Below are 26,354 nucleotides of genomic sequence, written 5' to 3'. Positions count from 1 at the left end.
GCCGTGTCCATGTGCGAATGCCTGATTTGCGAGCAGTTCGCCTGCCCGTTCAACAGGATTTGCGCGGCCGTCCGCGGCGGTCTAGGAGAGGCGCCATGAATCTGGCCGGGATCATCGTGGCAGGCGGCCGCGGCGAGCGGCATGGCGGACCGCCCAAGCAATGGCGCTCCGTCGCCGGCCGCCGGGTTGCAGACCATGCCGCTGCCGCGCTGCGGGCGGGGGGCATCCGGCGGCTGGTGGTCGTCCATCACCCAGAAGACGCCGCCGAAGCCGCTCCGCTGGCCGGCGAGGGGGTGAGCCTCGTTCCCGGAGGCGCGACACGGGCCCGCAGCGTGCTGGCCGGGCTCGAGGCGCTGGCCCCCGCGCCGCCCGACGGCGTGCTGATCCACGACGCCGCCCGGCCCTGCGCGAGCGCGGCGCTGGTGCGTCGCGTGGCCGAAGCGCTCGGGACCCACGAGGGTGCCGCCCCCGCCCTGCCCCTGACCGATGCGCTCTGGCGCGGCGATGACGCGGTCGAGGCCGCCCTGCCGCGCGACGGCCTGTGGCGCGCGCAGACCCCGCAGGGCTTCCGCTTCGCCCCGATCCTCGCCGCGCACCGGGCCCATGGCGGCGAGGCGGCCGACGACGTGGAGGTGGCTTTGCGGGCCGGGCTCCGGGTCGCCATCGTGCCCGGAGAGGAGGACAACCTGAAGATCACGCGGCCCGGCGATCTGGAACGGGCCGCGCGCATCCTGGAGCGGCGGATGGAGATACGGGTCGGCAACGGCTATGACGTGCATGCCTTCGGACCGGGCGGACACGTCACGCTCTGCGGCGTCCGCATCCCCCACGACCGCGGCCTGGTTGCCCATTCGGACGGAGATGTGGGGCTTCATGCCCTGACGGATGCGCTGCTGGGCGCGCTGGGCTGCGGCGACATCGGCCAGCACTTTCCGCCCTCTGACCCGCGATGGAAAGGCGAGGACAGCCTCACATTCCTGAGACATGCCAAGGCGATGTGCGACGAAAGAGGTTTTTCGGTCGAACATTGCGACGTCACGCTGGTCTGTGAGGCGCCGCGTATCGGCGCGCATGTGCCCGCCATGCGCCGCACGATCGCCGATGCGCTGGGAGTCGGGGAGGGTCGGGTCAGCATCAAGGCCACCACGTCCGAGCGGCTGGGCTTCACGGGCCGTGGCGAGGGCATCGCAGCCTTGGCCACCGCAACCCTGGTCCGGCGATGAGCCGGCTGATCGCCTCCGGCCTCGGGGTGGGCTTCCTGCGACCTGCCCCCGGCACCTGGGGGTCGGCCCTGGCCGTCCTGCTGGCCTGGGCGCTGCTCGGGATCGGGGGAGTCTGGCTCTTCGTCGCGGCCCTGGCGCTGCTCGTGCCAGTGGGCTGGTTCGCGGTTGCCGACACGCTCCGCCTGACGGCCGAAGCCGATCCGCCCTGGATCGTGGTGGACGAGGTGGCGGGGCAATGGGTCGCGCTGCTGCCAGCCGCGCTCGGCTCGGCCCTGATGGGGGTGGAGCCGCTGCGCCTCTGGCCGGCCTGGGTGGCGGGCTTCGTCCTGTTCCGGCTGTTCGACATCTGGAAGCCGTGGATCGTCGGCCGGGGCGAGCGCCAGCCGGGCGCAGGGGGGGTGATGCTCGACGATCTGGCGGCGGGGCTGCTGGCCGCGCTGGGCGTGGTCGCACTCGCGGCGCTCGCCCATCTGGGGCTGATGCGATGAGCCCGGCCGAGGCGCTTCTGGCCGCCGCGAGGGCGCGGGGCTGGCGCATCGCGGTGGCCGAGAGCTGCACGGGCGGCCTTCTGGCCGGGGCGATCACTGCGCCCCCCGGCGCATCCGACGTCTTCGATCGGGGCTTCGTGACCTATTCCAACGCGGCCAAGCGCGACCTGCTCGGCGTGGCCGAGGAGACGCTGGCGCGGCATGGCGCCGTCTCCGAGCCCGTCGCGGCCGAGATGGCGGCGGGTGCCCTCGCCCGGTCCGAGGCGCAGGTGGCCGTGGCGATCACGGGCGTCGCAGGGCCCGGCGCCTCGGCCCGCAAGCCCGAGGGGCGGGTCTGCTTTGCGGTCGCCCGCCATGGGGAGCCGCCCCGGGCGCACACGGTCGAGTTCGGCCCCAGAGGGCGCGAGGCCGTGCGCATGGCGAGCGTGGCCCACGCGCTCGACCTGCTCCGTCAGGCGGTGGAGGGAACGCCGTAGAGCTGGGCCGCCCTCTTCTCGAATGCGCGCACGATCGTCTGCATCGCCTGGTGGAAGAATAGCCCTGCCGTGCGCTGCAACAGCTTGTTGCGGAACTCGAAATCGGTGAAGAACGAGACCTCCACCCCGCCCGGCACATCGCGGAACCGCCAGACGCTCTGCATCCGCTTGAACGGCCCCTCGATGTATTCCGTCTCGATCCGCTTGTCGTCGGGAAACAGGCGCACCCGGCTGAGAAAGCTTTCCCGGAACAGCTTGAAGGACACGACGAGGTCGGCCAGCATCTCGCGGTGGTCGCCGCGATCCTCCTCCGACCGGATGCGTGCGCCCGCGGTCCAGGGCAGGAACTCGGGATAGGACCGGACATCGGCCACAAGATCGTACATCTGCTGGGCGCTGTAGGGCAGCACCCGGGTCTCCGCATGTCTGGTCATCGTCGCATCCGCGTCAGGTCCGCCCCATGTCGCCCCCCGCAACGTGAAGATCAAGGGCCCGGTCTCCGGGGTCTTGCGCCGGCGGCCGCCCGGCGGCACAGAGGGCGCGCCCGTCCCGGCGAGGTGCCCTCATGCCCCCACGCCCCTACGTCATCGACCAGCTCATCAGCGCCAAGTCGATCGCCGCCCGGATCGAGGCGCTCGCGCGCGAGATCGAGGCGGAATTCGCGGGGACGGACAAGCTGGTCGTCGTGGGTCTGCTGCGCGGCTCGTTCGTGTTCATCGCCGATCTCGTCCGCGAGATCGACCTGCCGGTGGAGGTGGACTTCATCGAGGCCTCCTCCTACGGCGACAGCACCGTGTCCTCGCGCGAGGTGCGCATCCTCAAGGACCTGCGCGCCGCGATCGAGGGACAGGACGTCCTGCTGGTCGAGGACATCGTGGATACGGGCCACACGCTCCATCACGTGACGCGGTTTCTCGCCTCGCGCCGGCCGCGGCGGCTGCGGACCATCGCCCTGCTCGACAAGCCGTCGCGCCGCGAGGTGGATTTCCGCGCCGACTGGATCGGCTTTTCCATCCCCGACGAGTTCGTGGTGGGCTACGGGATCGACTATGCGCAGCGCAACCGCAACCTGCCCTATATCGGCAAGGTGCGGTTCACGGACGAGGATGGCTGAGCGTGGGTCCGAACCTGTTCCTGCGGCTGGCCCTCTTGGCCCGCAACCCGCCCCGGGGGCGCCGGGCCTGGGTCGTGCTGGGAATCGTCCTGGTCGTGCTCGCCTTCGGGGTCATCGACGCGCTCTGGGGCTGGCCAGACGCGCTCAGGCCCCAGCGCCTGCGCCCCTGACCGTTCCGGTTGCGTCCTGAGGGCCACACTTGCGCAGGGCCCTGCCCGAACAGGGATCGAACCGCGCCCTTCTGCGTTAACGTGGCGCCGCCGGCGGCACGGACGGCGCAACAGAAGGAAAACGACCATGATTGGTTCGATCATCGGCTGGCTCATCGTGGGTGCGATCGCGGGCTGGATCGCGGAGAAGATCATGGGCCGCGACGACAGCCTGCTGATGAACATCGTGATCGGCATCCTCGGCGCGGTCATCGGCGGCTGGCTGTTCGGTCTGCTGTTCGGCACGCCCGGCACCGGGGGCTGGATCGGCAGCATCATCGTCGCCGTCATCGGCGCGGTGATCCTGCTCGCGATCGTGAACGCCGTGAGGGGTCGCCCGGTCCGCTGACGCGGTCCGTCCGCTTCCCGTCACCTCGGACAGGCATGCCTGCGTGCAGACGCGGCATGCCTGTTCTGCTTTGGGCATTTGTCTGCCCGCCCGAAGCCGCACACCGCGATCGTGCGAAGTTCGGGCTGGCGCGGCGACGCGTGAGGCGGGTAGCTTCGGGCCGTGCACGCCTTGCCAAGGAGTCGGCCATGCCCGTCCGCACTGCCCTGACCCGCTACGCGCTCGCCTGCCTGGCGGGTGCGATCGTCGCGACCTCCGCCGGCGCCCAGCCGAGCCCGGAACAGACCGCCCTCGCCATCCGGCAGGGGCACATGAAGAACTACGCGGCCATGCTCGGGGTGCTGGGCCCCATGGCGCAGGGTGCCCGCGAGTACGACGCAGCCGCGGCGCAGGTCGCCGCCGACAACATCTACCACCTCTCCATGATCGACCAGACGCATTACTGGCCCCCGGGCACCGCCCAGGGCGAGATCGAGGGCAGCGCCGCCCTGCCCGCCATCTGGGAGAACATGGACGACTTCATGGCCAAACAGGAGGCGCTGGCGGATGTCGCCTCGCAGCTGCGCGAGGCAGCCGGCACGGATCTCGCCTCGCTGCAGGCGGCGGTCGGCGCGCTGGGTCAGGCCTGCGGGGCATGCCACCAGCCCTACCGCGCCCAGAACTAGCGCATGCGCGTCACGCTGACCCTTCTCGTCGCGGCTGCCCTGCTGGGGGCCGCCGGCTGGTGGGTCAGCGCACCCGATCCCCTTCCCGCCGCGGCCCTGGCCGGAGTGACGGGCGACGCCGAACGCGGCGCCGCCCTCTTCGCGATGGCCGGCTGCGAATCGTGCCATCGGGCGCCGGACGACCAGGGGGGCGAGGGTCCCCCGGTCCTCTCCGGCGGGCGGGCCTTCCTGTCCGAGTTCGGGACGTTCCATGCGCCCAACATCTCGCCCTCCCCGCAGGGGATCGGCGACTGGACGGATGCCGAGATCATCCAGGCGACGATGCGGGGTGTCTCGCCGCTCGGGGCGCATTACTACCCGGCCTTTCCGTATCCGGCCTACCGGCTGGCGGCTGTCCAGGACGTGGCCGACATCGCCGCCTTTCTGCGCACCCTGCCGGAGAGCGACGCGCCGAACCGCCCCCACGAGGTCGGCTTTCCCTTCAACATCCGCCGTGGGATCGGGCTGTGGAAGGCGCTTTTCCTGCGCGATGACTTCGTGTTGCAGGGCGATCTTGAACCGGCGGTGGAGCGTGGCCGCTACCTTGTGGAGGCGCTCGCCCATTGCGGGGAATGCCACACGCCGCGCAACGCGCTGGGCGCGCTCGACCGGTCGCGCTGGCTCGGCGGGGCGCCGAATCCCTCCGGTCCGGGCCGCATCCCCAACATCACCCCGGGAGTCCTGACCTGGACCGAGGAGGAGATCGCGCTCTACCTCCAGTCGGGCTTCACGCCCGTCTTCGACGTCGCGGGCGGCGAGATGGCCGAGGTGATCCGCTCCAACACCTCGCGCATGACCGACGAGGACCGGCGCGCCATCGCGGCCTATCTCAAGGCCGTGCCGCCGGTTGCCCCGCCCGCGCCCTGAGCGTCAGCCGCCCGCCGCGAGGCGCGCGCGCCGCGCCTCGCGCAGGCGGGCGAAGTCCTCTCCGGCGTGATAGCTCGACCGCGTGAGCGGCGAGGCCGAGACCATCAGGAAGCCCTTGCCCCGCGCAGCGGCCTCGAGGGCCGCGAACTCCTCCGGCGTCACGAAGCGGTCCACGCGGTGATGCTTGGGCGTGGGCTGGAGGTACTGGCCGATGGTCAGGAAGTCCACGTCGGCCGCGCGCATGTCGTCCATCACCTGCAGCACGGCCTGCCGGTCCTCGCCCAGGCCGACCATGATGCCGGACTTGGTGAACACGCCCGGGTCCATCTCCTTGGCGCGCTGGAGCAGGCGGAGCGAGTGGAAGTAGCGCGCGCCGGGGCGCACCGTCGGATAGAGGCCCGGCACCGTCTCGAGGTTGTGGTTGAACACGTCGGGCCGCGCGGCGATCACCGTCTCGAGCGCCTCGGGCCCGCAGCGCAGGAAGTCCGGGACCAGCACCTCGACCGTGGTCCCGGGCGCGCGGCGGCGGATCGCGCGGATCGTGGTGGCGAAGTGCTCGGCCCCGCCGTCGGGCAGGTCGTCGCGATCCACCGAGGTGACGACGACATGGGACAGGCCGAGCCTGGCTACCGCATCGGCCACGCGCCCCGGCTCGAACGGGTCGAGCGCGTCGGGCCGCCCCGTGGCGACGTTGCAGAAGGTGCAGCCGCGGGTGCAGATCTCGCCCATGATCATCATGGTGGCATGGCCCTGCGCCCAGCACTCGCCTACATTGGGGCAGCCCGCCTCCTCGCACACCGTGACGAGGCGATGCTCGCGCACGACGGCGGCGGTGGCGCGGTAGCCGGCCGAGGTCGGCGCCTTGACGCGGATCCAGGCGGGCTTGCGCGGCTGGGGCTGGTCGGGCCGATGGGCCTTTTCGGGGTGGCGCTCGGCGGGGTCGGAGAGGTCGCGCACGGCAGGCTCCTGCAGGGGCGACACGCAATCTAGCCGCTCGGGTCGCGCTTGCCCAGCGGCCCTTGCCGCCGCGGGGCTGCGACCCCATACCACGGGAGCCACGCGCCCCACCACAGGAGCCGCATCATGTCGGGCCTTGCCCTTGCCCTCGTCGCGCTCGCCGGGGGTCTGGTCGTTCTGGTGCTGTCGGCCGACCGCTTCGTGATTGCCGCCGCCGGCCTGTCCCGCGCGCTGGGGGTGCCGCCCCTGCTGGTCGGCATCCTCGTGGTGGGCTTCGGCACCTCGGCGCCCGAGATCACCGTCTCGGTGCTCGCCGCGCTGGACGGCGCACCGGCCCTGGCGCTCGGCAATGCCTGGGGGTCCAACGTCGCGAATATCGGCCTGATCCTGGGAATCACGGCCCTGATCGCCCCGATCATGGTCGCCTCCGAGGCGGTGCGGCGCGAGATCCCCCTGCTCGTGGGCGCCACGGCCCTGACGGTGGCGCTCAGCTGGAACCTGCATCTGGGCCGGATCGAGGGCAGCCTGCTCGCGCTCGCGCTGCTGCTGACGATCGGCTGGCAGGTCGCCAGCTCCATGGGCCAGGTGGATGCCATCGCCGAGGAGCTGCCTCCCGGCACCGAGGCGATGAGTGCGACCCGCGCAGGCCTTCTGACCGTGCTGTGGCTCGTGGTGCTGGTGCTCGCCTCGCGCGCGCTGGTCTGGGGCGCGGTCGGCGTGGCGCGCAGCATCGGCCTGAGCGAGCTGGTGATCGGCCTCACGGTGGTGGCGGTGGGCACGTCCCTGCCGGAACTGGCCTCCTCGATCGGCGCGGCGCGACGCGGAGCGCACGATCTCGCCTTCGGCAACATCGTCGGGTCGAACCTGTTCAACACGCTGGCCGTGGTGGGGATCGCCACCGTGGTGCAGCCCTTCGACCTGCCGCCCGAGGCGTTCTCGCGCGATCTGGTGGTCATGGTGGCCTTTACCATCGTGCTGACGATCGTGGCCCTGCCGCTCATCCGCGGGCGGCCGGCCCGCATCAACCGGTGGGAGGGCAGCGTCCTCTTGGCGGGCTTCGTCGCCTATACCGCCTGGCTCGTGGCCTCGGCGATCTGAGCCCTCGCCCGGCTCCGGCGCGCCTCCAGCGCCTCGGTCAGCCGCGTGGCCAGATCGGCAGCCCACCGCCCCGCTCCGTCCCGCACCGCGAGGCAGAGCGTGCGCGCGGGCTCGGGTGCGGCGAACCGCGCAAGGCACAGGCCCGCGCGGGCCTCGGTGGGAACCGCGATCTCGGGCAGGAGCGTCAGGCCATAGCCCCCTGCCACCAGGCCGCAGAGCGTGCCGAGCGAGGAGGCGCCCAGATCGGCCGGCGGACGCGACCGCAGCCCGCACACCTCCAGGGCCTGGTCGGCCAGGCAGTGTCCCTCGTCCAGCAGCAGGAGCGGCTCTCCGGCGATGGCGGAGGGGCGCAGGCGTTCGGCCTGCAGCGCGGCGAGGCGGCCGGGCGGCGCCGCCAGGACGAAGCGGTCCTCGCCCAGCGGCAGGGCCGCGAGCGGGCCCCTGACCGGGCTCGCGACCACGGCGGCGTCGAGGGCGCCCGCCTCGACCGCCTGAAGGAGGTCGGCCGTCTGCGCCTCGCGCAGGCGCAGCTCGATCGGATGGGCGGCGAGGCGCTCGAGCAGGTCGGGCAGAAGATAGGGGGCGACCGTCGGAATCATCCCGAGGAGGATGCGGCCGCTGAGGCCGTCCGCCTCGCGCGCCAGCGCCTCGAGATCGGCGATGCCGGCCAGGACGCCGCGGGCGCGGCGCAGCACCGCCTCGCCTGCGCGGGTCAGGCGGGAGCCGCGCGGCAGACGGTCCACCAGCCGGACGCCGAGCAGGCGCTCCAGCTCGGCGATCTGCTGGGAGAGGGCGGGCTGGGTGACATGCACGGCGCGAGCGGCGGCGCCAAAGCCGCCGGTTTCCGCCAGCGCAACGAGATAGCGCAGATGTCGCAGCGTGACGGCCATCCTTCCCATCAGCCTGCCTTATGGGGCAGTCTGCCCGATCCTATTTGGAATGATTCCACGTCTCTGCCAAGGTGCGCGCACGCGATTCGGAGGGAGACGCCATGACCGACAGACCTCGCCTGACGACCACCGCGGGCGCGCCGGTGTCGCACAACGACACGTCCAAAAGTGCGGGACCCCGCGGGCCGCTGATGCTCGACGATTACCAGCTGATCGAGAAGCTGGCCCACCAGAACCGCGAACGCATCCCGGAGCGCGTCGTGCATGCCAAGGGCTGGGGCGCGCAGGGCACCTTCGAGGTGACGCACGACATCAGCCGCTACACCTGCGCCAAGCTCTTCTCGCGCGTGGGCAACACCTGCGAGATCCTGAGCCGCTGGTCCACCGTGGCGGGCGAGCTGGGCGCCGCGGATGCCGAGCGCGACGTGCGCGGCTTCTCGGTCAAGTTCTACACGGAGGAGGGCAACTGGGACCTCGTGGGCAACAACACGCCCATCTTCTTCGTGCGCGACCCGATGAAGTTCCCCGACTTCATCCGCACCCAGAAGCGCCACCCCAAGACGAACCTGCGCAGCCCCGAGGCGATGTTCGACTTCTGGGCCGCCCAGCCCGAATCGGTGCATCAGGTGACGATCCTGATGTCGGACCGGGGCATCCCCCGCAACCCGATGCACATGCACGGCTACGGCTCGCACACCTATTCGATGTGGAACGCCGACGGCGAGCGGTTCTGGGTCAAGTTCCACTTCCGCTGCCAGCAGCCCATCCTCAACTGGACCAACGAGGAGGCCGAGGCGCTGATCGGCAAGACGCGCGAATCCTTCCAGGAGGACCTGTTCAACGCCATCGAGCGCGGCGACTATCCGCGCTGGGAGCTGAACATCCAGGTCATGCCCGAGGCGCAGGCCGAGGAGATGCCGTTCAACCCCTTCGACCTGACCAAGGTCTGGCCGCACGGGGACTTTCCGCTGATCCCGGTGGGGATGCTGACCTTCGACCGCAACCCCCAGAACTACTTCCAGATGGTTGAGAACGCGGCCTATTCGCCATCGAACCGCATCCCCGGCATCGGCTTCTCGCCCGACAAGATGCTGCAGGCGCGGGTGTTCTCCTATGCGGATGCGCATCGCTACCGGCTGGGCACCCATTACGAGGCGTTGCCGCCCAACGCCCCCAAGGCGGCAAAGGTCGCCCACTACCACAAGGACGGGCCGATGCGGTTCTTCTCGAACGATTTCGGCAACCCGGACGCCTATTACGAACCCAACCAGTACGGCGGCCCCGTGGCCGACCCCACCGTGGCCGAGCCGCCGCTGCGGGTCTCGGGCGAGATCGGCAAGTGGGTCCAGGCGGAGGAGGACATCGACTATGTCCAGCCCCGCAAGCTCTACAAGGAGGTCCTCTCCGAGGCCGAGCGCGAGCGGCTGCACCGGAACATGGCCGCGGCCTTCCATCCCTGCTCGGAGAAGGTCAAGGAACGCTGGCTCGCCGTGCTGCGCAAGGTCCATCCGGACTACGAGGCGGGCGTCCGGGCCGCGGACAAGGCCCTGTCGGACAAGGCGGCCAACGCCATTCCCGTGACCGCGCGCACCCCCATGGAGGCGGCGGAGTGAGATCGGCCTGACCGGCGGGGCGCCTGCGGGTGCCCCGTTCCGGTTCCGCGCCCGGACGGGTCTTGATCCAGCGCAAGGCCCCTCCGACGGGGCGGTGCAAGGAAGGACCCGCAGCGACCGACCGGGTGTCCCATGTCCCTTGCCGAAACCGCCCTCGCCATCCTTCTTCTTCTCGTCACGCCGGGGCCGACCAACACGCTTCTGGCGCTTGCCGGGGCCGAGCGGGGCTTGCGCCGGGCGCTGGCGCTCGTGCCGGTGGAACTGCTCTCCTATCTCGCCACCGTCCTGCCGCTGGCTCTGGCCGGCATCTGGGTCCTCGATCGCGTCCCGCAGGCCCGTGGGGCGATCACGGTCGTCGCGGCCCTGTGGGTCCTCTGGCTCGCGCGGAGCCTGTGGCGGCTGCCGGCGGCCGGACCGGCCGAGTCCGCCGTGACCGCCCGGCGCGTCGCCGTCACCACGCTTCTCAACCCCAAGGCGCTGCTCTTCGGTCTGGTCCTGCTTCCGGCCACCGACGGCTCGCGACTGGGCGCCAATATCGCGCTGTTCGCCACGCTGGTGGTCGGGGTGGCGGTCCTCTGGGCAGCGCTCGGCGCCCTGCTCCGGCAGGAGGGCGGGCTCTCCGCGGCCTGGCGGCGCGGCGCGGCGCTCTGGCTCGGGGCGCTGGGGCTGTGGCTGGCCGGTCAGGCCGCCGGGATCGCCTGAGCGGTTCATCCCGTCCGCCCTCCGCGGGTCCCGTCCCGCTCGCGGTAGTGCTGGCCCAGACGCGCCAGCGCGATGCGCAGGACGACCTTGCCAGACCGGGTGGCCCAGCCCATCGTCCGCTCGATCTGCTCCAGCCCCTCGAGCAGGCAGCAGCAGCGCAGCGCCACGTCCGACAGACCGGGTCCGAGATCGTGCAGGGCGCGCAGGACGCGCCCGCGCGCCGCGGCCCAAGGTGTTCCGGCCGGACAGGCCGGGACGGCCTGCCCCTCGAGCAGCGCCCGCAGCAGCCCTTCCCAGTCGGGGGCGCCATCGGGCGCCGCTTGGGCCAGCTCGAAATCCTCGCGCAACCGCTCGCCCGCCTCCATGAGGTCGCGGTCGAGCCAGGGCTGGCCGCCGCCGTCCCGCCTCCGCGCGAGGCCTGCCAGCGGGCTTTCGGGCAGGAGCGAGCGCATGTGCCGCAGCCGCGGATCGTCCTCGCCCGCCGGGCTGCGCGGCGACGGACCGGCAAAGGGGACCGGCTCCTCCGCCAGGCCCTGACCCGTCCGGCCGGCGATCAGCGCCCGGCGCAGGACCACCCTGCCCCGCCCGGTGATGCGATAGCGGCGGATGCGCGCCTCGGGCTCGGCGCAGGCGATCCAGCCCCGCAGCGCCATGGACTCGGCCACCGCGCGGCGCAGCACAGCGAGCCGGTGGGGCTCTCCCTCGCCGCCGTCGCGCACCACCACGGCCATCTCCATCTCGCGCGCGACGGCCAGCACCGCGCCCCCTTCGGCAAGCCGTCGGAGGGCTGGCAGCCCCTCGGGCAGCGGCTCGGGCGCCGCCTCGCCCGACCGGGCCGATCCGAGCTGCCGCAAGGCCCCGTCCACGAGCGGGTCGTCCCGCCGCTCCTCCACCTGCCGCACCCGGCGCGAGACGGTGGAGGGATGCACGCGCGCCGCCCGCGCGATCGCGCGGATCGAGCGCCCTTCTTCGACATGGGCGAGATAGTCCCGCGCGGCCGGGGGCAACCAGGGCGGCAGGACCGATCCCTCCCCCCGCTCTCCGCCCGCCTCTGCCGCCCCGGTGCCGCGCCGATGCGCCGCCTCCTGCGCGCCGTCATGCCTGTCGGGCCCGACCGGCGCCCCGGTCCGTCCTGCCTGTCCCATCGCCTGCCTCTTCTGCCTCGCCCCGGCCCTGCGGCCGGCGGCGCCGGTTCCCTCCGGCACTCTCAACCTGAAGTTGTTTGGTTACCGGACCGTTAACGGTCGCGGATCGGGAGGCAGGATGTTTCCCGATTCTTAACAAATCGTTACACCACCGCGCGCACCACCCGCGATTCGCGCAACACCCCCCGCTCCGGCGTGACGCTCGGACGAACCGAATCAGCCGCGAGGGGAATTCCGATGGCCGACATTCTCGACAGGGTGGCCGCGCTGCGCCGCCCAAGGCTGCTGGTGCGGGCAGCCCGCGCCGCCTCGGCCGGCTATGACCGCCGCCGCGACCTGGCGACGCTCCTCGGCGCCGTGGGGGAGACACGCGACGCCGAGGCGCTCGCCCGGCTCCTCGCCGCCGAGGCCGATCTGGAGGAGGCGCGCCGGGCGGGCGCGGCCGGGTGGTCGCCCGTCCGCCATGTGGCCACGCTGGGGGCGCTGCTGGCCGAGTTCTCCGGCCAGCGCGCGGCGGCCGCCGGGGAGACGAGCGATGCCCGCCGCGCCGCCTGAGCGGATTGCCTCAGCCGAAGGCGTCCGGCATCGATTCCTTCTTGCGCGCCACGAAGGCGTCGAGCGATTCGCGGACCCCCGGATCGAGGTCCGGGGCGCGGTAGGTCTCGAGCAGGCGGCGCACCCGCGCCGCGGCAAGCTGCACCGTGTCGCGCCCGCCCTCCTCCTCCCAGGTCTCGAAGGGCTTGTAGTCGAGAAGGTCCGAGCGCCAGAACGCGTCCTTGAAATGGGCCTGCGTATGCGCGCAGCCCAGATAATGCCCGCCGGGGCCGACCTCGCGGATCGCGTCCATGGCCTGCGCCTCGGGGCCCAGGTCCACCCCGGCCGCGAGGTGATGGAGCGCGCCAAGCTGGTCGGCGTCCATCACGAACTTCTCGTAGGACGACACGAGCCCGCCCTCGAGCCAGCCGCAGGCATGGAGCATGAAGTTGACCCCCGCCAGCAGCCCCATGTTGAGCGAGTTGGCCGATTCGTAGGCGGCCTGCGCGTCGGGCAGCTTGGAGCCGCAGAAGGCGCCCGCGCTGCGGTAGGGCAGGCCGAGGCGGCGGACGAGCTGGCCCGCGCCATAGGTGATGTGCGCGGCCTCGGGGGTGCCGAAGGTGGGCGCGCCCGAGTTCATGTCGATGGAGGTGACGAAGGCCCCCGCCACGACCGGGGCGCCGGGGCGGACGAGCTGGCTGTAGGCCACGCCGGCGAGGATCTCGGCCAGGACCTGCGTGAGCGTGCCCGCCACGCTGACCGGCGCCATCGCGCCCCCGACGATGAAGGGCGAGACGATCGTGGCCTGGTTGTTGGCCGCATAGACCTCGAGCGCGCCCATCATGATGCCGTCGAAGGTCAGCGGCGAGTTGATGTTGATGAGCGAGATCATCACCGTGTGGTCGCGCACGAAGTCCGCGCCGAACAGCAGGCGCGCCATCTCGATGCTGTCCTCGGCCCGCTCGGGTGCGGTGACCGATCCCATGAAGGGCTTGTCCGACAGCGTCATGTGCGCGTGCAGCATGTCGAGGTGGCGCTTGTTGACCGCGATGTCCGTGGGCTCGCAGACGGTGCCGCCGGAATGGTGGAGCCACCGGGACATGTAGCCGAGCTTCACGAGGTTGCGGAAATCCTCGATCGTCGCGTAGCGCCGCCCCCCCTCGAGGTCGCGCACGAAGGGCGGGCCATAGACCGGCGCGAGCACGAGGCCCCTCCCCCCGATCTCCACGTTGCGGGCGGGGTTGCGGGCATGCTGGGTGAAGCGTGCGGGCGCGGTCGCGCAGAGCTGCCGCGCCAGGCCGCGGGGAATCCGCACGCGCTCGCCCTCGACCTCGGCGCCGGCCTCCTTCCAGCGGCGGAGCGCGGCGGGGTTCTCGACGAAGTTGACGCCGATCTCCCACAGCACGGTCTCGGCGTTGTGCTCGATGATCTCGAGCGCCTCGTCGTTGAGGACCTCGAAATCGGGGATGTTGCGCTCGATGAAGCGGGCGGTCTCGACGCTCACGGCCGTGCGCTCGGCCCGCCGCGCGGCTCCGCCGCCGCCCCTCGCCCGCCGGCCCGTTCCCGCTTCTGCCGCCTCGGCCATGTCGTGCCCTCCGCTCTCTCCCGCGCCACATACCGGGCCGCAGCGCTCCGACGCGGAGAGGATGCGCCCCTTCGCGCCCGAAAGCGACATGGGCGCGGCACGGCGGCGACGCTTGCACCCCGGAGGGGGGCGGCCTAGAGGCTGGAGACATGGACCAGGATACCATTCCCGCCCGGCACGACCGCTGCCTCATTGTCGATTTCGGCAGTCAGGTGACGCAGCTGATCGCGCGGCGCCTGCGCGAGCTGCACGCCTATTGCGAGATCCACCCCTACCACGCGGTCACGCCCGCCTTCCTGCGCGACTTCGCGCCGCGTGCGGTGATCCTGTCGGGAGGGCCTGCCTCCGTCTATGCCGAGGGCGCCCCCCTGCCCCCGCGGGAGCTGTTCGATCTGGGCGTGCCGGTCCTGGGCATCTGCTATGGCCAGCAGGCGATGATCCAGGCACTGGGCGGCGCGGTGGAGCGGGGGGACGGCCGGGCCGAGTTCGGCCGGGCGCGGCTGGAGCCGGCCGAGCCGCTGGACCTGCTCGCGGGGTGGTTCCTGGACGGGCCCGAGCAGGTCTGGATGAGCCACGGGGACCACGTGGCGCGGCTGGCGCCGGGCTTCCGCGTCTTTGCCACCTCGCCCGGCGCGCCGTTCGCCGTGGTCGCGGACCCGGCGCGGCACTTCTACGGCGTCCAGTTCCACCCGGAGGTGCACCACACCCCGAACGGCCGGACGCTCTACGGGAACTTCCTGCGGATCGCGGGCTTTCGCGGCGACTGGACCATGGGTGCCTTCCGCGAGGAAGCCATCCGCCGCATCCGCGAACAGGTGGGCGAGACGGGCCGCGTGATCTGCGGCCTGTCGGGAGGGGTCGATTCCTCGGTCGCCGCGGTGCTGATCCACGAGGCCATCGGCGAGCGGCTCACCTGCGTGTTCGTGGATCACGGCCTTTTGCGCAAGGGCGAGGCGGAGCAGGTCGTCGCCATGTTCCGCGACCACTACAACATCCCCCTGGTGCACGCCGACGAGTCCGAGCGCTTCCTGACGGCGCTGGAGGGGATCGAGGACCCCGAGCAGAAGCGCAAGACCATCGGCCGGCTGTTCGTGGAGGTGTTCCAGGAGCATGCCGAGGCGGCCGGCGGGGCCGAGTTCCTCGCGCAGGGGACCCTTTATCCGGACGTGATCGAGTCGGTCTCGACCGGCGGGCCGTCGGTGACGATCAAGAGCCACCACAACGTGGGCGGCCTGCCCGAGCGGATGGGCCTGAAGCTGGTGGAGCCGCTGCGCGAGCTGTTCAAGGACGAGGTGCGCGAGCTGGGCCGCGAGCTGGGCCTGCCCGACGCCTTCGTGGGGCGCCACCCCTTTCCCGGCCCGGGCCTCGCCATCCGCTGCCCCGGCGCGGTGACTCGCGAGAAGCTCGCCATCCTGCGCGAGGCGGATGCGGTGTTCATCGACCAGATCCGGCGGCACGGCCTGTATGACGCGATCTGGCAGGCCTTTGCCGCCATCCTGCCCGTGCGTACGGTGGGGGTGATGGGGGACGGGCGGACCTATGACTGGGCGGTGGGGCTGCGGGCCGTCACCTCGGTGGACGGGATGACGGCCGACTGGTACCCGTTCGAGCATGCGTTCCTCGCCGAGACGGCGACGCGCCTCATCAACGAGGTCAGGGGGGTGAACCGGGTGTTCTACGACGTGACCTCCAAGCCCCCCGGCACGATCGAGCTGGAATGAGGGCGGGCCGTCTCCTCTCGGTGGGCCGGTTCGAGGTCGTGGACCTGCCGGAGCCCGAGCCCGGCCCCGGCGAGGTGCTGGTCCGGGTCAGCCATGCCGGCATCTGCGGGACCGACCGGCACCTGTTGCGGGGCGAGTTCCCGTCGCGCCCGCCCGTCACGCTGGGCCACGAATTCTCGGGCGTGGTCGAGGCCGTGGGAGAGGGCGTCGGGACCCACCGGCCGGGCGACCGCGTGGCCTGCGACCCCAACATCGCCTGCGGCGGCTGCGCGCCCTGCCTGGGGGGGCGCGTCAACCTGTGCGAGCGGCTGGTGGCGGTCGGGGTCGGCCGCGACGGCGGGTTCGGCGAGTTCTGCGCCTTCCCCGCGCATCGGGCGCTGCCCCTGCCCGAGGGGCTGTCGCTGCGCGACGCCGCCCTGGCCGAGCCGCTGGCCTGCTGCCTGCACGCGGCGGACATCGCGGCGATCCGGCCGGGGGAAAGGGTGCTGGTGCTGGGAGGCGGGGTCATCGGGCTTCTGTGCCTGCAACTGGCCCGTCTGGCGGGGGCGGAGGTCACGCTCTGCACCCGCTCGGCCGCGCGCAGACGGATCGCGGAGGATCTGGGCGCCGACACCATCCCCTCGGCCAAGGCGGCGCGGGCGGCGCGGCCCTGCGGCTGGGACGGCGTGCTGGAATGCGCAGGCGTGGCCGAGACGGTGCGGGAGGCGCCGCGTCTGACGGCGCGCGGAGGTCGGGCGGTGATCGTGGGCGTGATGCCCGCGGGCGAGGCCGTGTCCTTCGAGCCTTTCGACCTGCTCTTTCGCGAGGTGGACCTGCACACGGCGTTCCTGAACCCGTGGACGCAGGGGCGCGCGCTGGACCTGCTGGCCTCGGGGGCGGTGCGGGCGGGGCCGCTGGTCACGCGCGAGATCGGGCGCGACGAGCTGCCCGCTCTGGTCGCGGGGTCTCCGGGTCCGGCGGAGGTCAAGGTGCTGGTGGCCTCGTGACGCAGCCCCTCGCGGTCGCCGCCCTGTGGATGGGCGGCGCCATCGCCTCGTTCACGCTGCTGGCGGTGGGCGCGCGCGCGCTCTCGCCTGCGCTCGACACGTTCGAGATGATGCTGTTCCGCAGCGCGATCGGCGTCGCGCTGGTGTCGGCGGGTCTTCTCCTGACGGGCCGCAGCGATGCGGCACGGCCGCGCCGGCTCGGCCTGCACGCGTTGCGCAACGTGGTTCACTTCGCCGGGCAGAACCTGTGGTTCTGGGCGCTGACCCTGCTGCCTCTGGCGCAGGTCTTTGCGCTCGAGTTCACGTCGCCGCTCTGGGTGATCCTGCTCGCGCCGCTGTTTCTGGGCGAGCGCCTGACGCGGACGAAGGTCCTGGGCGGGCTCGTGGGCTTCGGCGGCATCCTCCTCGTGGTGCGGCCGGATTTCGGCGGACCGGGAGCGGGCGTCCTGGCGGGGCTGGGTTGTGCCGTGTTCTTTGCCGTCACGTCCCTGCTGACTCGTCGGCTCACCCGGACCGAGCCGGTGCTGGCCGTGCTGTTCTGGCTCAATCTCATGCAGCTCGGCCTGTCGGCCGCGACCGTGGGCTGGGACGGGACCTGGCCGGCTCCGGCGGCTCCGCTGTGGCCCTGGATCGCTGTGATCGGCCTGACCGGGCTGACGGCGCACTGGTGCCTGACCCATGCGCTCGAGGCGGCTCCGGCCTCGGTGGTGATGCCGATGGACTATCTGCGGCTGCCGGTGATCGCCGTGGTGGGCTGGGCCCTCTACGGCGAGACGCTCGACGGCTGGATGGCTCTGGGCGCCCTGCTGATCGTCGGGGGCAACCTGCTCACCCTGCGCCCGCCGCAACACGCCCGCGCCGGGGTTTTGCGCTGACGCCGCGTTTCCGTTGACGCCGGCGCGAGGTCGGCGTGAAGCTGGCCCGAAGAACAACCCAGAGGGGTACGGGAGGGATCATGACTCGCATCACGCTCGGCGCGGCGGCGCTGCTTCTCGGCACGGCCTCGACGGCGGCTGCGCTGGGTCTGGATCGTTCGGGCCAAGACATCGGCGCCATCTTCGAGCCCGGCAACTTCGCCCGGCTGAGCTTCGGCTACACCCAGCCCACGATCAGCGGGACGGACCGGCTGGGCAACGACACGGGAAATGTGGGGCGCGATTTCACCACCGTGTCGGGCGCCCTGACCTTCGCGGTCGATCCCAGCATCTCCGTGGGCATCATCGTGGATCAGCCCTACGGAGCGGATGTCCGCTACGAGGGAAATCCCGCGACGACGCTGCTCGGCGGCACGGCGGCCGAACTCGACTCGCTCGCGCTGACCTTCCTCGGCCGCTACCGGTTCGACAACGGCTTCTCCGTCCATGCGGGCGCGCGGCAGCTGCGTCTGGATGGCGCCGTGACGCTGTCGGGGCAGGCCTACGGGCCGCTCAACGGCTACAACGTGACGCTCGACGACGGGTCCGGCTGGGGCTACGTCGTGGGCGGGGCCTTCGAGCGGCCGGACATCGCGCTGCGCGTCGCGCTGACCTACTCGAGCGCGATCGACGTGGAGTTCGACTCGGTCGAGCGCGTGGGTCCGGCGGTCGTCGCCCGCGGCACCACGACCGTCACCGCACCGGAATCGGTCAATCTCGACTTCCAGACCGGGATCGCGGCGGACACCCTGCTGTTCGGACAGATCCGCTGGGCGGATTATCCGTCGCTCCGGGTCACGCCGCCCTTCTTCGGCTCGGCCACGGGCGGCGGGTCGATCACCGACATCGAGGACACGATGTCCTACACGCTGGGCATCGGCCGGCGCCTGACCGACCAGATCGCGGGCCGCGTCTCCGTCATCTACGAGCCCAAGACCGGCGACGACCTCAAGTCGCCGCTGACCCCCTACAACGGCCAGATCGCCCTGGCGGCCGGCATCGGCTATGACGTGACCGAGCAGATCAACGTCTCGGGCGGGGTGCGCTACACCTGGTTCGGAGACGCCGCCGCAGCGACCGGCGGCTGCGCCGATGTGGGCTGCGCGCCCTTCGACGGCAACACCGCCCTGTCGGTGGGCATGCAGGTGGCCTACCGCTTCTGAGCGCCGCCGCGCCCCGGTCCGGCGATCGGGGCGCGGGCGAAGCCGGGGGGCGGCGCGGGACACCGGCCCCCCGATCCGCCCTCACATCTCCACCAGATCGCCGTCCGCGTCGCGGCCGGCCACGTCGGTCATGGCGAAGTCGAGCCCGTGGGCCGCGCGGATCTTGTCCTCGATCTCGGCCGCGATGTCGGGATGGTCGCGCAGGAACTGCTTGACGTTCTCGCGCCCCTGACCGATCCGTTCGTCCCCGTAGGAGAACCAGGATCCCGACTTCTCCACCACGCCGGCCTTGACGCCGAGATCGATCAGCTCGCCCGTCTTGCTGATCCCCTCGCCGTACATGATGTCGAACTCCACCTCCTTGAACGGAGGAGCGACCTTGTTCTTGACCACCTTCACCCGCGTGGTGTTGCCCACCACCTCGTCGCGGTCCTTGATCGCGCCGGTCCGGCGGATGTCGAGGCGCACGGAGGCGTAGAACTTGAGCGCGTTGCCGCCCGTCGTCGTCTCGGGGGACCCGAACATGACGCCGATCTTCATGCGGATCTGGTTGATGAAGATCACCATGCAGTTCGAGCGGCTGATGGAGCCCGTGAGCTTGCGCATGGCCTGGGACATCAGCCGCGCGTGCACGCCCACGGAGCTGTCGCCCATGTCGCCCTCGAGCTCGGACTTGGGGGTGAGCGCGGCGACGGAGTCCACGACCACCAGCGACACGGCGCCCGAGCGCACCAGCGTATCCACGATCTCGAGCGCCTGCTCGCCCGTGTCGGGCTGGGAGATCAGCAGCTCGTCGAGGTTGACGCCGAGCTTCCTGGCATATTGCGGGTCGAGCGCGTGCTCGGCGTCCACGAAGGCGCAGACGCCACCCTTCTTCTGCTCCTCGGCGACGACGTGGAGGGTGAGGGTCGTCTTGCCTGAGGATTCGGGGCCGTAGATCTCGACGATCCGCCCCTTGGGCAGGCCGCCGATGCCGAGGGCGATGTCGAGGCCGAGCGAGCCGGTCGAGGTCGCCTCGATCTCGGGGAGGGCGTTGTCCCCCCCGAGCTTCATGATGGAGCCCTTGCCGAACTGCCTCTCGATCTGCTGGAGGGCGCTTTCGAGGGCCTTCTGCTTGTCGGCCGTCTTCTTGTCGGTCATCTTGAGGAGGTCTGCCACTGCCATGTGTTCTGGCCTTATCCCATGGCCGCCCCATGGCGGCAATCGCGGTTTCGTTCGTGTTATGTTCCGGTCGCTCCTTATGCGGCGTTCCTGCCGCGAAGGCAAGGGGAATCGCCACGCCCCCACCTTGACAGAAACCGGTTAATAAAGGGTTTACGGACCCTCGGGGCGGCGGGACAAACGGCCGCAGCAGAGGGGGCGCGATGCTGGTGTTCTGGCGCGAACGGCTGGTCCTGCTGTCGGTGCCCAAGACGGGCACCACCGCCCTGGAGGGGGCGCTCCACGGTCGGGCAAGCCTGGTCACGCGGATGGCTCCGACGCTCAAGCACCTGCCCTTCACCGGCTATCGCACGCTCGTGCTGCCCCTGCTCGAGGCGGCCGGTGCACGCGACTTCCGGTCGGTTGCCGTGGTGCGCCACCCGGTCAGCTGGCTGTCGAGCTGGTACCGCTACCGGCAGCGCGAGGAGATCGCCGGTCAGCCCAACAGCACCCGGGGCCTGACCTTCGACGATTTCGTTCGCGACTATGCCAGCGATGCGCCGCCGCCTCATGCCGCCGTGGGCAGTCAGGCGAAGTTCGTGCGCACGGTGCGGGGCCGCATCGGCGTGGATCACCTCTTCCGCTACGAGGAGCCCGAACGGCTGCTGGCCTTTCTGGAGGAGCGGCTGGGCCCCCTGCCCCCGCTGCCGCGCGCCAACGTCTCGCCCGTGCTCGAGACGCCGCTCTCTGCCGAGGGCGAGGCGCTGCTGCGCGCCGCCCGCCCGGAGGAGTTCGAGGTCTGGGAGGCGGCGGGCCGGCGCTAGCGCGCGATCACCAGATCGGCCCGCAATCCCCCGAGGGCGCTGTCGCCGAGCCGCAGCGCCCCGCCGTGGCTGCGCGCCACGTCGGCCACGATGGCGAGGCCCAGCCCCGTGCCCGGCCGGTCGAGATTGCGCGCGGCGTCCAGCCGGACAAAGGCGCGTAGCGCCTCGGACCGGCGGTCCGGCGGAATGCCCGGCCCGTCGTCCTCGACGGTCAGGCGAACCGTCCGCTCGCCATAGGCGATCCCCACACGGGCGCGGGTGCCATGCGCGAGCGCATTGGCCAGGAGGTTGTCGAGGGCACGGCGGATGGCGAGCGGACGGAGCGAGACGGGGCCCGGATCGCTCCCTTCCGGCGGGAGCAGATCGACCAGCCGGCCGGCGCGGCGGTGATCCTCCACCACCGCCGCGACGAGCGGGGCAAGCGGCACCTCCTCGGGGGCGTCCTCGGCGTCGTCGCGGGCGAAGGCGAGAAAGGCGTCCACCATGCGGCTCATGTCGTCCACGTCGCGCAGCAGCGCCGGCGCCTCCGGGTCCTCGGACAGCGACAGGCCGAGCTTGAGCCGGGTCAGCGGCGTGCGCAGGTCGTGACTGACCCCCGCGAGCATGGTCGTGCGGGCCTGGGCCTGCCGCTCGATCCGGTTGCGCATGGCAAGAAAGGCGGTGCCGGCGGCGCGCACCTCCTGGGCGCCGGAGGGGCGGAAGGGGATGATCCGGCCGCGGCCATAGGCAGTGGCCGCCTCGGCCAGACGCTTGATGGGCCTGAGCTGGTTGCGCAGGAACACATAGGCGATAGCCATGAGAAGAAGCCCGAGCCCCAGCGTCAGCACCAGAAGCTGGTGCGGCGCCGCGGCGGCGATCCGGCGGCGCGACAGGTCCGCCCGCATGTCGCCGTGCACCGTTTCGACCCAGACCGACACGCTGCGGTCGCCGCTGACCTCCACGGCGCGCGTGCGGGCGAAGCCCTCGCGCAGGGTGGTGGCCATGGCCCGGCCGGGCAGGTCGTAGCGGCGCACCGAATCCCCCGGAGGCGCCGGGTCCGGCAGCGAGAGCGCGATCTCGAGCGGGTCGCCCGCCTGCCGGGCCGCCGCCAGGGCCGCTGCAGCGTCCGGCGCCGCGTCCGCACGGCCGGCGAGGTAGTCGAGTTCGAGGATGAGGGTGCGCGTCATCTGGCGCGTGATCGCTTCGTAGTAGCGCTGCACGAAGGCCACGGAGACGGCGATCTGGAGGATGACGAGCGGCAGGAGCAGGATCAGCGCCGCCCGTGACAGGAGCGAGCGGGGCATGCGGTCGTGCAGCCAGGCGCCGAGCATGCCCGGATGCTAGCCGCCGGGGCGCATCCGCGGAAGCCGTCCAGCCCCGCCTTTCGTGGCGGCATCCCTCTGGACGATCCCGGACCGGGTTGCTATAGGCGCCGGGTGTTCCGGCGTAGCTCAGCGGTAGAGCAGTTGACTGTTAATCAATTGGTCGCAGGTTCGATCCCTGCCGCCGGAGCCACACCCGCCCTTCTGCACTGATCCTTGTTCGCGACGATCCTGCGCCCCGGGGCGGCGGGGCGCTCCGGGCCGACCTTGACCCCGCCGGGGTCGTGCGCGACGGCAAGGCACCGCCGCCCCGGCGGGGAGGAGGCCCCGTGTCCGTCGAAGCACTCTGCACCGTCGCCCTGGATCGTCTCGCGGACCTGCGGGGGGCGGCCTATGCGGGCGAGATCGGCGGACGAGGCGGGCATCTGCACGGGGCGCTGTTCTGCGACCTGGACGATGCGCAGGGGGCAACGGTCGCGATGGCCTTCGCCTCGGAGGCCGGCGGACCCCTGACGCTGGACGTGCGGGTGACGGGCCGTCCGCGCTGGGTGGTCCTGCGGCTGGAGCTGGGCTCCGGCGCGGTGAGGGCGGGCGAGCGCGTCGGCGTGGTCCTGCAGGGCTGGTCCAGCCGGCCGACCGAGACGGGCGTCTATCTGCGCGCCGTCCGCAACGGCGGCTTTGCCGACGCGCGCTTTCCGGAGCCCATCGCCCTGGGCCCCCAGCAGGCGACGCGGGTGGCGCTCGCCACGCTGGAGAGCGGGCATCCGGTCTGCGCGGGGCCGGCCGGGTATGCGCTCGTGCTGGGTCTGGCGCCGGTGTCCCATCGGTTGCGCATCGACGGCCTGCACCTGCTGGCGGGGGCGGCCGCGGGATGGGCGCCGGAGGGGCCGTGACAGCGCGCGGGCAGCTCAGACCAGCGCGAGGATCTCGCGCACGGCTGCGTCGGCGATCCGGCGGCGCTCGGCCCTGATCGCCTCGGCATCCGCAAAGAGGGCCGCCAGCCGGGCGCAGGTCCGCAGCCACGCCCTGGCCAGATCGGGTCCCGGCGCGAAGGCCGCGATCCGTTCGGCGGCTGCCGCCGGCTCCTGATCGGCCGTGTTCAGCATGGCCTCGGCCGGAACGAGGTCCAGCAGGCGGTGTCCGGGCCGGGCCCAGCAGAGGGGCACGCCCCCGACCGCGAAGGCATCGAACACCTTTTCCGTCACGTAATCCGGCAGGTGGACGTTCTCGTAGGCGGAGACCAGCCGCACGCGCCCGTCGAGCGTGGCGAGCTTGTCGAGATGCCAGTCGGGAAGGTCCTGACGTCTGGTGTCGCCATCCCAACCCTTCCCGAGCCGCAGGATGCCCTCTCCCTCGAGGCGCTCGGCGACCTCTGTGCGATAGGCGCTCAGGCGGATGGCCTGGCTCCCCCCAAGGGAACCGGAATAGATGTCGCCTGTCCTCCGTTCGGCCAGGAAGGCCGCCGCCACGGGGGCCGAGGCCCAGCGCCGCAGCATGTCCTCCGGCGACAGGTCGGCGAACCGCGCCATCAGATGGGCGTAGCGCACCGGGTAGCGATCATCGGTCAGGACGAAATAGGGGATGCGCTCGAAGCGGAAGAGATCGGACGTCTCGTGGCCGATGAAGGTATAGGGCACCTCCCGACCGGAGAGCGTCGCAAGCCCTTGCCGGCCCCGGAAGGGGCCGCTCCAGGTGACGTCCCAGAGGGGTTCCTCCGAGAGGACCACGAGGCGGGGCGGAGCGGGCCCGTCGAGAAGCCGGATCACCTGGTCGGCGTTGTCGCGCCAGTCGATGTTGAAGCCCGTGACGACCAGATCGGCCGCCGCAGGGTCCGGCGCCCATTTGATGCGCGTCCCGATCTCGCGGCGCAGCGGCTCGTAGCTGAGCGGCGTGCGGTGGGAGTGGCGCCCCAGCAGCGCCACGCGCGGCACCCGCGTCCCCGCTGCGGCCGGACCGGAGCGAAGCCGGCTGGAGCGGGACCGCGCATGGGCGAGCACATCGGCGAAATGGCCCGGCAGCGCTGTGCCGTCCGCGACCAGCCGGGCCCGCAGCAGCGCGTGGTTTGCGGCAGGCTGGGCATCGAGTTCGGCGCAGGACCGATCCGGTTCGAGCAGGAGCCGGCTCGACCATTGCAGGAGCAGCCGACGCGACGCCTGGGCCTCGGAGAGTCTCGCCACCGGACCGGCCGAGGCGACGGCCCGACCCTCCGCCTCCCCGCGAGCGCCGGCCAGAAGAAGCGCCTGGACATCCGTGACGAAGGTCTGGGGCCCATAGAGAAGCCACAACTGCCGCATCGCCCGCCGCATCCGGGCAAGGCGTCCCGGCTCGGCCGCCAGTGCGGCCAGCCGTTCCGGCAGTTCGGCGACGGCCTCCGGGGTCTCTGGGACGAACAGCGCCGCCTCGTCCCAGAGCGGGCGGGGACCCGGCGGCAGCCAGGTGTCGGACAGGATGACCGGGATGGCACCGGCGCCGAGACTCTCCCACAGGCGGATCGAGTTGGGCCCCGAACCCGACGGGCAGAGGGAGAACGTGCTCTCCACCAGAGCGTCCTGGAACAGGCGCGAGGCCGACCCGTCCACCAGCCCCTCCCCCTCGGCCGGTTCGCCGTTGCCGCGGATCTGGTGATCATAGACGATCTTCTGGTAGTGCCAGCCGTCCCGACCCACGACGAGACCGCGCGGGTCCTCGGCCAGCCGGTCGAGAATCCAGTTGCGCGCCTCGGTCAGGTAGTAGCGGTTGGCGCGCGCGCCGATGAACGAGAAGAGATGACGACGCGGGCGCGTGTCCCATTCTGCCCGCGCCTCGGGGCGCTGGTCGGGCACCTGGACAGGATAGAGGGGAAAGGACCGGAAGGCCGGCCCGCCGTCGGCGGGGCCCTCGCCCCCGTCGGACGGCGTGGCGTGGGACCAGAACACATGCGTGATCCCGGCCCGCCGGAACAGGTAGTCGTAGCGGCGGCCTTGGATGTGCTGGCAGACGGTGACCTTCGGCACGCCCTCCGGCAGAAGCGCCCGGAAGGCGTCGAAGCGTGCGATATGCTGGTCGAGATCGGGCGCGGTGGTCGCGATCTTGTCGATCAGGGTGGCCCAGGGATAGCCGACATAGAGGGCGCCGTCCGCCGTTCCGCGGAAGGCCGCCTCGATCCGGCGGCAGGCATGAGCCTCGGTGACGGCCGGATACTGCCAGTCGGCGTCGTAGGCGATCAGGCCGGGCGCCTGCTTCAGGCGGGCGCGCACGGTCGCCCCCTCGTCGAGATGGCGGGAGGGCGGCGCGGCCAGCGTCTCGATCCCGCGGAACAGCTCGACCCGGCTCTTGTCGAGGGAGCTGCGGGGCGGGGCGGGATCGCGGCCGGTGACCTTCCTGTAGGCCGCACGGGCGCGATCGTGGACGCTTTCCTCGTGAACGACCATGGCGCCGTCAGGATAGTGGACGCGCAGCTTGCGGCAGCGCAGATCGCCCGCCTCCAGCAGTTCGCGCAGCGTCTCCTGTCGTCGGAGGGCGGGCACGACGTCCTCCATCTCGGCCATGTAGCGGTCGCGGTGGACGGCAGAAAGCTGCCGGGGCTGGAGCCGGAACCCGCCGAGGGGCAGCAGCACCTGAACGGGCGTGGCCTTCTGAGCAAAGAGGCGCCAGAGGTTCCAGTCTCCGGCCAGCCTGAACGGCGCCACGCTGCGGCGGGGTGCGGCCGAATCCCACAGGGACCGGCGGAAGAACGTGCCTTCCTGCTGCAGGAACGGGAAGTGGAGCCCGTCGTGCAGTCCCGCAGCCACGAGGCTGCGCACCGCCGGACGCTCGTGCATCTCGATGATGCGGTCGTCGCGGACGATCGCCACAAGTCCGGTGATCCACGAGATGTGGGTGTCGGCGAACTGCGTCTGGATCGCGGCCACCGTGGCGAGGGCCCCCGTCATCAGCACGTCGTCGGCGTTGATCCACGTCATGAACGCGTTCGGGGGCGCACGGAGGTTCTCGAACCCGCGCACGAGGGCGTCGTACATCCCGTTGTCCGGCTCGGACAGCACGGTCATCTCGATGCCCGCGTTCATTGCCGGGAAGGACCCGGTCGCGATCAGGCTCTGCCAGTGCCGGATGCGCTCGAGGGTGCCGTCGCGCGACCCGCCGTCCTGCAGGTGGTAGCGGATGCGGAACGGACCCGCCTGCGAGACCACGCTCGCGATCGTGCGGTCGATGGTCTCGGCCGCGTTGAAGCAGGGCGTGACCACATAGAGGGTGGCGGGCACGCGCGGCGCCTCTGTGGCTTCTTCGGGCATGGCAGACGGATACCGGACTGGCGGGCGCAAGGGAGGGTTAACAACTTTGCTGCAACCGCACAATGCCGACGCACCGGAGT

General features: G+C 71.7%; 26 protein-coding genes and 1 tRNA gene. 19 read left to right on the top strand and 8 right to left on the bottom strand.

The genetic code is table 11. The annotated features are described in order from the left end of the window. Positions 1-95: 95 nt before the first annotated feature. The 3 genes from ispF to GT358_RS08680 are packed head-to-tail and all read left to right on the top strand — an operon-like array spanning position 96 to position 2,187. Positions 96-1,223, top strand: coding sequence for a 2-C-methyl-D-erythritol 2,4-cyclodiphosphate synthase (gene ispF / locus GT358_RS08690; protein WP_166582219.1), 1,128 nt, complete (start codon positions 96-98; stop codon positions 1,221-1,223). Further along, positions 1,220-1,711, top strand: a complete 492-nt coding sequence (locus GT358_RS08685) for a phosphatidylglycerophosphatase A (RefSeq protein ID WP_166582218.1) — start codon at positions 1,220-1,222, stop codon at positions 1,709-1,711. Before ispF ends, GT358_RS08685 begins: the two co-directional genes overlap by 4 nt. Next, the gene (locus GT358_RS08680; protein WP_166582217.1) at positions 1,708-2,187 is read left to right on the top strand and encodes a CinA family protein; all 480 of its coding nucleotides are present in this window, start codon (positions 1,708-1,710) and stop codon (positions 2,185-2,187) included. Before GT358_RS08685 ends, GT358_RS08680 begins: the two co-directional genes overlap by 4 nt. On the opposite strand, the gene GT358_RS08675 is transcribed toward GT358_RS08680, so the two are convergent. Beyond that, positions 2,163-2,621, bottom strand: a complete 459-nt coding sequence (locus GT358_RS08675; protein ID WP_166582216.1) for a type II toxin-antitoxin system RatA family toxin — start codon at positions 2,619-2,621, stop codon at positions 2,163-2,165. The two genes, GT358_RS08680 and GT358_RS08675, sit on opposite strands and share 25 nt — an antisense overlap. A 131-nt stretch (positions 2,622-2,752) precedes the next feature. Between GT358_RS08675 and hpt the strand changes: the two genes are divergently transcribed. From hpt to GT358_RS08650, 5 genes are all read left to right on the top strand, one after another. Continuing rightward, positions 2,753-3,301 carry a hypoxanthine phosphoribosyltransferase gene (gene hpt / locus GT358_RS08670; protein ID WP_166582215.1) on the top strand — a complete coding sequence of 183 codons (549 nt, stop codon included), beginning with the start codon at positions 2,753-2,755 and terminating at the stop codon, positions 3,299-3,301. A 2-nt stretch (positions 3,302-3,303) separates the two neighbouring features. Next, on the top strand, positions 3,304-3,471 hold the full coding sequence (locus tag GT358_RS08665) for a hypothetical protein (protein WP_166582214.1): 168 nt from the start codon (positions 3,304-3,306) through the stop codon (positions 3,469-3,471). Between the two features lie 127 nt (positions 3,472-3,598). After that, positions 3,599-3,859 carry a GlsB/YeaQ/YmgE family stress response membrane protein gene (locus GT358_RS08660; protein ID WP_166582213.1) on the top strand — a complete coding sequence of 87 codons (261 nt, stop codon included), beginning with the start codon at positions 3,599-3,601 and terminating at the stop codon, positions 3,857-3,859. Between the two features lie 188 nt (positions 3,860-4,047). Further along, the gene (locus GT358_RS08655) at positions 4,048-4,524 is read left to right on the top strand and encodes a cytochrome c (protein WP_166582212.1); all 477 of its coding nucleotides are present in this window, start codon (positions 4,048-4,050) and stop codon (positions 4,522-4,524) included. A 3-nt stretch (positions 4,525-4,527) separates the two neighbouring features. Then, on the top strand, positions 4,528-5,430 hold the full coding sequence (locus GT358_RS08650; RefSeq protein WP_166582211.1) for a cytochrome c: 903 nt from the start codon (positions 4,528-4,530) through the stop codon (positions 5,428-5,430). Positions 5,431-5,433: 3 nt separating this feature from the next. Here the strand turns inward: GT358_RS08650 and lipA are convergent, their stop codons facing one another. Further along, positions 5,434-6,402, bottom strand: a complete 969-nt coding sequence (lipA, locus tag GT358_RS08645; protein WP_208103441.1) for a lipoyl synthase — start codon at positions 6,400-6,402, stop codon at positions 5,434-5,436. Positions 6,403-6,513: 111 nt separating this feature from the next. Here lipA and GT358_RS08640 point away from each other — a divergent pair, with 111 nt between their 5' ends. After that, positions 6,514-7,485: a calcium/sodium antiporter gene (locus GT358_RS08640; protein ID WP_166582209.1), complete on the top strand. Its 972-nt coding sequence runs from the start codon at positions 6,514-6,516 to the stop codon at positions 7,483-7,485. On the opposite strand, the gene GT358_RS08635 is transcribed toward GT358_RS08640, so the two are convergent. Then, positions 7,452-8,375 carry a LysR substrate-binding domain-containing protein gene (locus GT358_RS08635; RefSeq protein WP_166582208.1) on the bottom strand — a complete coding sequence of 308 codons (924 nt, stop codon included), beginning with the start codon at positions 8,373-8,375 and terminating at the stop codon, positions 7,452-7,454. The two genes, GT358_RS08640 and GT358_RS08635, sit on opposite strands and share 34 nt — an antisense overlap. A gap of 101 nt (positions 8,376-8,476) precedes the next feature. Between GT358_RS08635 and GT358_RS08630 the strand changes: the two genes are divergently transcribed. Continuing rightward, positions 8,477-9,988, top strand: coding sequence for a catalase (locus GT358_RS08630; protein WP_166582207.1), 1,512 nt, complete (start codon positions 8,477-8,479; stop codon positions 9,986-9,988). 132 nt (positions 9,989-10,120) lie between these two features. Continuing rightward, the gene (locus GT358_RS08625) at positions 10,121-10,690 is read left to right on the top strand and encodes a LysE family translocator (protein WP_166582206.1); all 570 of its coding nucleotides are present in this window, start codon (positions 10,121-10,123) and stop codon (positions 10,688-10,690) included. 5 nt (positions 10,691-10,695) lie between these two features. On the opposite strand, the gene GT358_RS08620 is transcribed toward GT358_RS08625, so the two are convergent. Further along, positions 10,696-11,835: a DUF6456 domain-containing protein gene (locus GT358_RS08620; protein WP_166582205.1), complete on the bottom strand. Its 1,140-nt coding sequence runs from the start codon at positions 11,833-11,835 to the stop codon at positions 10,696-10,698. A 237-nt stretch (positions 11,836-12,072) separates the two neighbouring features. Between GT358_RS08620 and GT358_RS08615 the strand changes: the two genes are divergently transcribed. Then, positions 12,073-12,390, top strand: a complete 318-nt coding sequence (locus GT358_RS08615) for a DUF6477 family protein (protein WP_166582204.1) — start codon at positions 12,073-12,075, stop codon at positions 12,388-12,390. A gap of 10 nt (positions 12,391-12,400) precedes the next feature. On the opposite strand, the gene GT358_RS08610 is transcribed toward GT358_RS08615, so the two are convergent. Further along, positions 12,401-13,954 (bottom strand): trimethylamine methyltransferase family protein, encoded by a 1,554-nt coding sequence (locus GT358_RS08610; protein WP_166582203.1) that lies wholly within the window; start codon positions 13,952-13,954, stop codon positions 12,401-12,403. 149 nt (positions 13,955-14,103) lie between these two features. Here GT358_RS08610 and guaA point away from each other — a divergent pair, with 149 nt between their 5' ends. The 4 genes from guaA (at position 14,104) to GT358_RS08590 (ending at position 18,738) form a co-directional block, all read left to right on the top strand. Then, entirely contained in the window at positions 14,104-15,675 is a 1,572-nt protein-coding gene (gene guaA, locus GT358_RS08605) for a glutamine-hydrolyzing GMP synthase (protein WP_166582202.1), read from the top strand. Beyond that, entirely contained in the window at positions 15,672-16,661 is a 990-nt protein-coding gene (locus GT358_RS08600) for a zinc-dependent alcohol dehydrogenase family protein (protein ID WP_166582201.1), read from the top strand. The genes guaA and GT358_RS08600 overlap by 4 nt, the downstream gene beginning before the upstream one ends. Beyond that, a complete protein-coding gene (locus GT358_RS08595; RefSeq protein ID WP_371416252.1) occupies positions 16,658-17,536 on the top strand; it encodes a DMT family transporter in 879 nt (292 codons plus the stop codon). The genes GT358_RS08600 and GT358_RS08595 overlap by 4 nt, the downstream gene beginning before the upstream one ends. Positions 17,537-17,616: 80 nt before the next feature. After that, a complete protein-coding gene (locus GT358_RS08590) occupies positions 17,617-18,738 on the top strand; it encodes an OmpP1/FadL family transporter (RefSeq protein ID WP_166582200.1) in 1,122 nt (373 codons plus the stop codon). Positions 18,739-18,819: 81 nt separating this feature from the next. Here the strand turns inward: GT358_RS08590 and recA are convergent, their stop codons facing one another. Further along, positions 18,820-19,902, bottom strand: coding sequence for a recombinase RecA (recA, locus tag GT358_RS08585; RefSeq protein WP_166582199.1), 1,083 nt, complete (start codon positions 19,900-19,902; stop codon positions 18,820-18,822). 200 nt (positions 19,903-20,102) lie between these two features. On the opposite strand from recA, the gene GT358_RS08580 reads away from it, so the two are divergent. After that, on the top strand, positions 20,103-20,702 hold the full coding sequence (locus GT358_RS08580) for a sulfotransferase family protein (protein WP_166582198.1): 600 nt from the start codon (positions 20,103-20,105) through the stop codon (positions 20,700-20,702). Here GT358_RS08580 and GT358_RS08575 read toward each other — a convergent pair. Next, complete coding sequence (locus GT358_RS08575; RefSeq protein ID WP_166582197.1) at positions 20,699-22,012, bottom strand: ATP-binding protein; 1,314 nt, start codon at positions 22,010-22,012, stop codon at positions 20,699-20,701. The two genes, GT358_RS08580 and GT358_RS08575, sit on opposite strands and share 4 nt — an antisense overlap. A 109-nt stretch (positions 22,013-22,121) precedes the next feature. On the opposite strand from GT358_RS08575, the gene GT358_RS08570 reads away from it, so the two are divergent. Both GT358_RS08570 and GT358_RS08565 read left to right on the top strand, forming a co-directional pair. Beyond that, positions 22,122-22,196 (top strand) — tRNA-Asn (locus GT358_RS08570). A gap of 136 nt (positions 22,197-22,332) precedes the next feature. Beyond that, positions 22,333-22,896 carry a hypothetical protein gene (locus GT358_RS08565; protein WP_166582196.1) on the top strand — a complete coding sequence of 188 codons (564 nt, stop codon included), beginning with the start codon at positions 22,333-22,335 and terminating at the stop codon, positions 22,894-22,896. Between the two features lie 15 nt (positions 22,897-22,911). Here GT358_RS08565 and GT358_RS08560 read toward each other — a convergent pair whose 3' ends face one another. After that, positions 22,912-26,244 (bottom strand): exostosin family protein, encoded by a 3,333-nt coding sequence (locus GT358_RS08560; RefSeq protein WP_166582195.1) that lies wholly within the window; start codon positions 26,242-26,244, stop codon positions 22,912-22,914. Between the last annotated feature and the right edge of the window lie 110 nt (positions 26,245-26,354).

Source organism: Rubellimicrobium sp. CFH 75288 (assembly GCF_009904055.1).
GTDB lineage: Bacteria > Pseudomonadota > Alphaproteobacteria > Rhodobacterales > Rhodobacteraceae > Rubellimicrobium.
This window is presented reverse-complemented; position numbering and strand designations above follow the sequence as displayed.

Excerpts from the sequence above, each read along its gene's own strand:
- ispF (WP_166582219.1), top strand. The coding sequence starts at position 96 with ATGAATCTGGCCGGGATCATCGTGGCAGGCGGCCGCGGCGAGCGGCAT.
- GT358_RS08685 (WP_166582218.1), top strand. The coding sequence starts at position 1,220 with ATGAGCCGGCTGATCGCCTCCGGCCTCGGGGTGGGCTTCCTGCGACCT.
- GT358_RS08680 (WP_166582217.1), top strand. The coding sequence starts at position 1,708 with ATGAGCCCGGCCGAGGCGCTTCTGGCCGCCGCGAGGGCGCGGGGCTGG.
- GT358_RS08675 (WP_166582216.1), bottom strand. The coding sequence starts at position 2,621 with ATGACCAGACATGCGGAGACCCGGGTGCTGCCCTACAGCGCCCAGCAG.
- hpt (WP_166582215.1), top strand. The coding sequence starts at position 2,753 with ATGCCCCCACGCCCCTACGTCATCGACCAGCTCATCAGCGCCAAGTCG.
- GT358_RS08660 (WP_166582213.1), top strand. The coding sequence starts at position 3,599 with ATGATTGGTTCGATCATCGGCTGGCTCATCGTGGGTGCGATCGCGGGC.
- GT358_RS08655 (WP_166582212.1), top strand. The coding sequence starts at position 4,048 with ATGCCCGTCCGCACTGCCCTGACCCGCTACGCGCTCGCCTGCCTGGCG.
- GT358_RS08650 (WP_166582211.1), top strand. The coding sequence starts at position 4,528 with ATGCGCGTCACGCTGACCCTTCTCGTCGCGGCTGCCCTGCTGGGGGCC.
- GT358_RS08640 (WP_166582209.1), top strand. The coding sequence starts at position 6,514 with ATGTCGGGCCTTGCCCTTGCCCTCGTCGCGCTCGCCGGGGGTCTGGTC.
- GT358_RS08635 (WP_166582208.1), bottom strand. The coding sequence starts at position 8,375 with ATGGCCGTCACGCTGCGACATCTGCGCTATCTCGTTGCGCTGGCGGAA.
- GT358_RS08630 (WP_166582207.1), top strand. The coding sequence starts at position 8,477 with ATGACCGACAGACCTCGCCTGACGACCACCGCGGGCGCGCCGGTGTCG.
- GT358_RS08625 (WP_166582206.1), top strand. The coding sequence starts at position 10,121 with ATGTCCCTTGCCGAAACCGCCCTCGCCATCCTTCTTCTTCTCGTCACG.
- GT358_RS08620 (WP_166582205.1), bottom strand. The coding sequence starts at position 11,835 with ATGGGACAGGCAGGACGGACCGGGGCGCCGGTCGGGCCCGACAGGCAT.
- GT358_RS08615 (WP_166582204.1), top strand. The coding sequence starts at position 12,073 with ATGGCCGACATTCTCGACAGGGTGGCCGCGCTGCGCCGCCCAAGGCTG.
- GT358_RS08610 (WP_166582203.1), bottom strand. The coding sequence starts at position 13,954 with ATGGCCGAGGCGGCAGAAGCGGGAACGGGCCGGCGGGCGAGGGGCGGC.
- guaA (WP_166582202.1), top strand. The coding sequence starts at position 14,104 with ATGGACCAGGATACCATTCCCGCCCGGCACGACCGCTGCCTCATTGTC.
- GT358_RS08600 (WP_166582201.1), top strand. The coding sequence starts at position 15,672 with ATGAGGGCGGGCCGTCTCCTCTCGGTGGGCCGGTTCGAGGTCGTGGAC.
- GT358_RS08590 (WP_166582200.1), top strand. The coding sequence starts at position 17,617 with ATGACTCGCATCACGCTCGGCGCGGCGGCGCTGCTTCTCGGCACGGCC.
- recA (WP_166582199.1), bottom strand. The coding sequence starts at position 19,902 with ATGGCAGTGGCAGACCTCCTCAAGATGACCGACAAGAAGACGGCCGAC.
- GT358_RS08580 (WP_166582198.1), top strand. The coding sequence starts at position 20,103 with ATGCTGGTGTTCTGGCGCGAACGGCTGGTCCTGCTGTCGGTGCCCAAG.
- GT358_RS08575 (WP_166582197.1), bottom strand. The coding sequence starts at position 22,012 with ATGCTCGGCGCCTGGCTGCACGACCGCATGCCCCGCTCGCTCCTGTCA.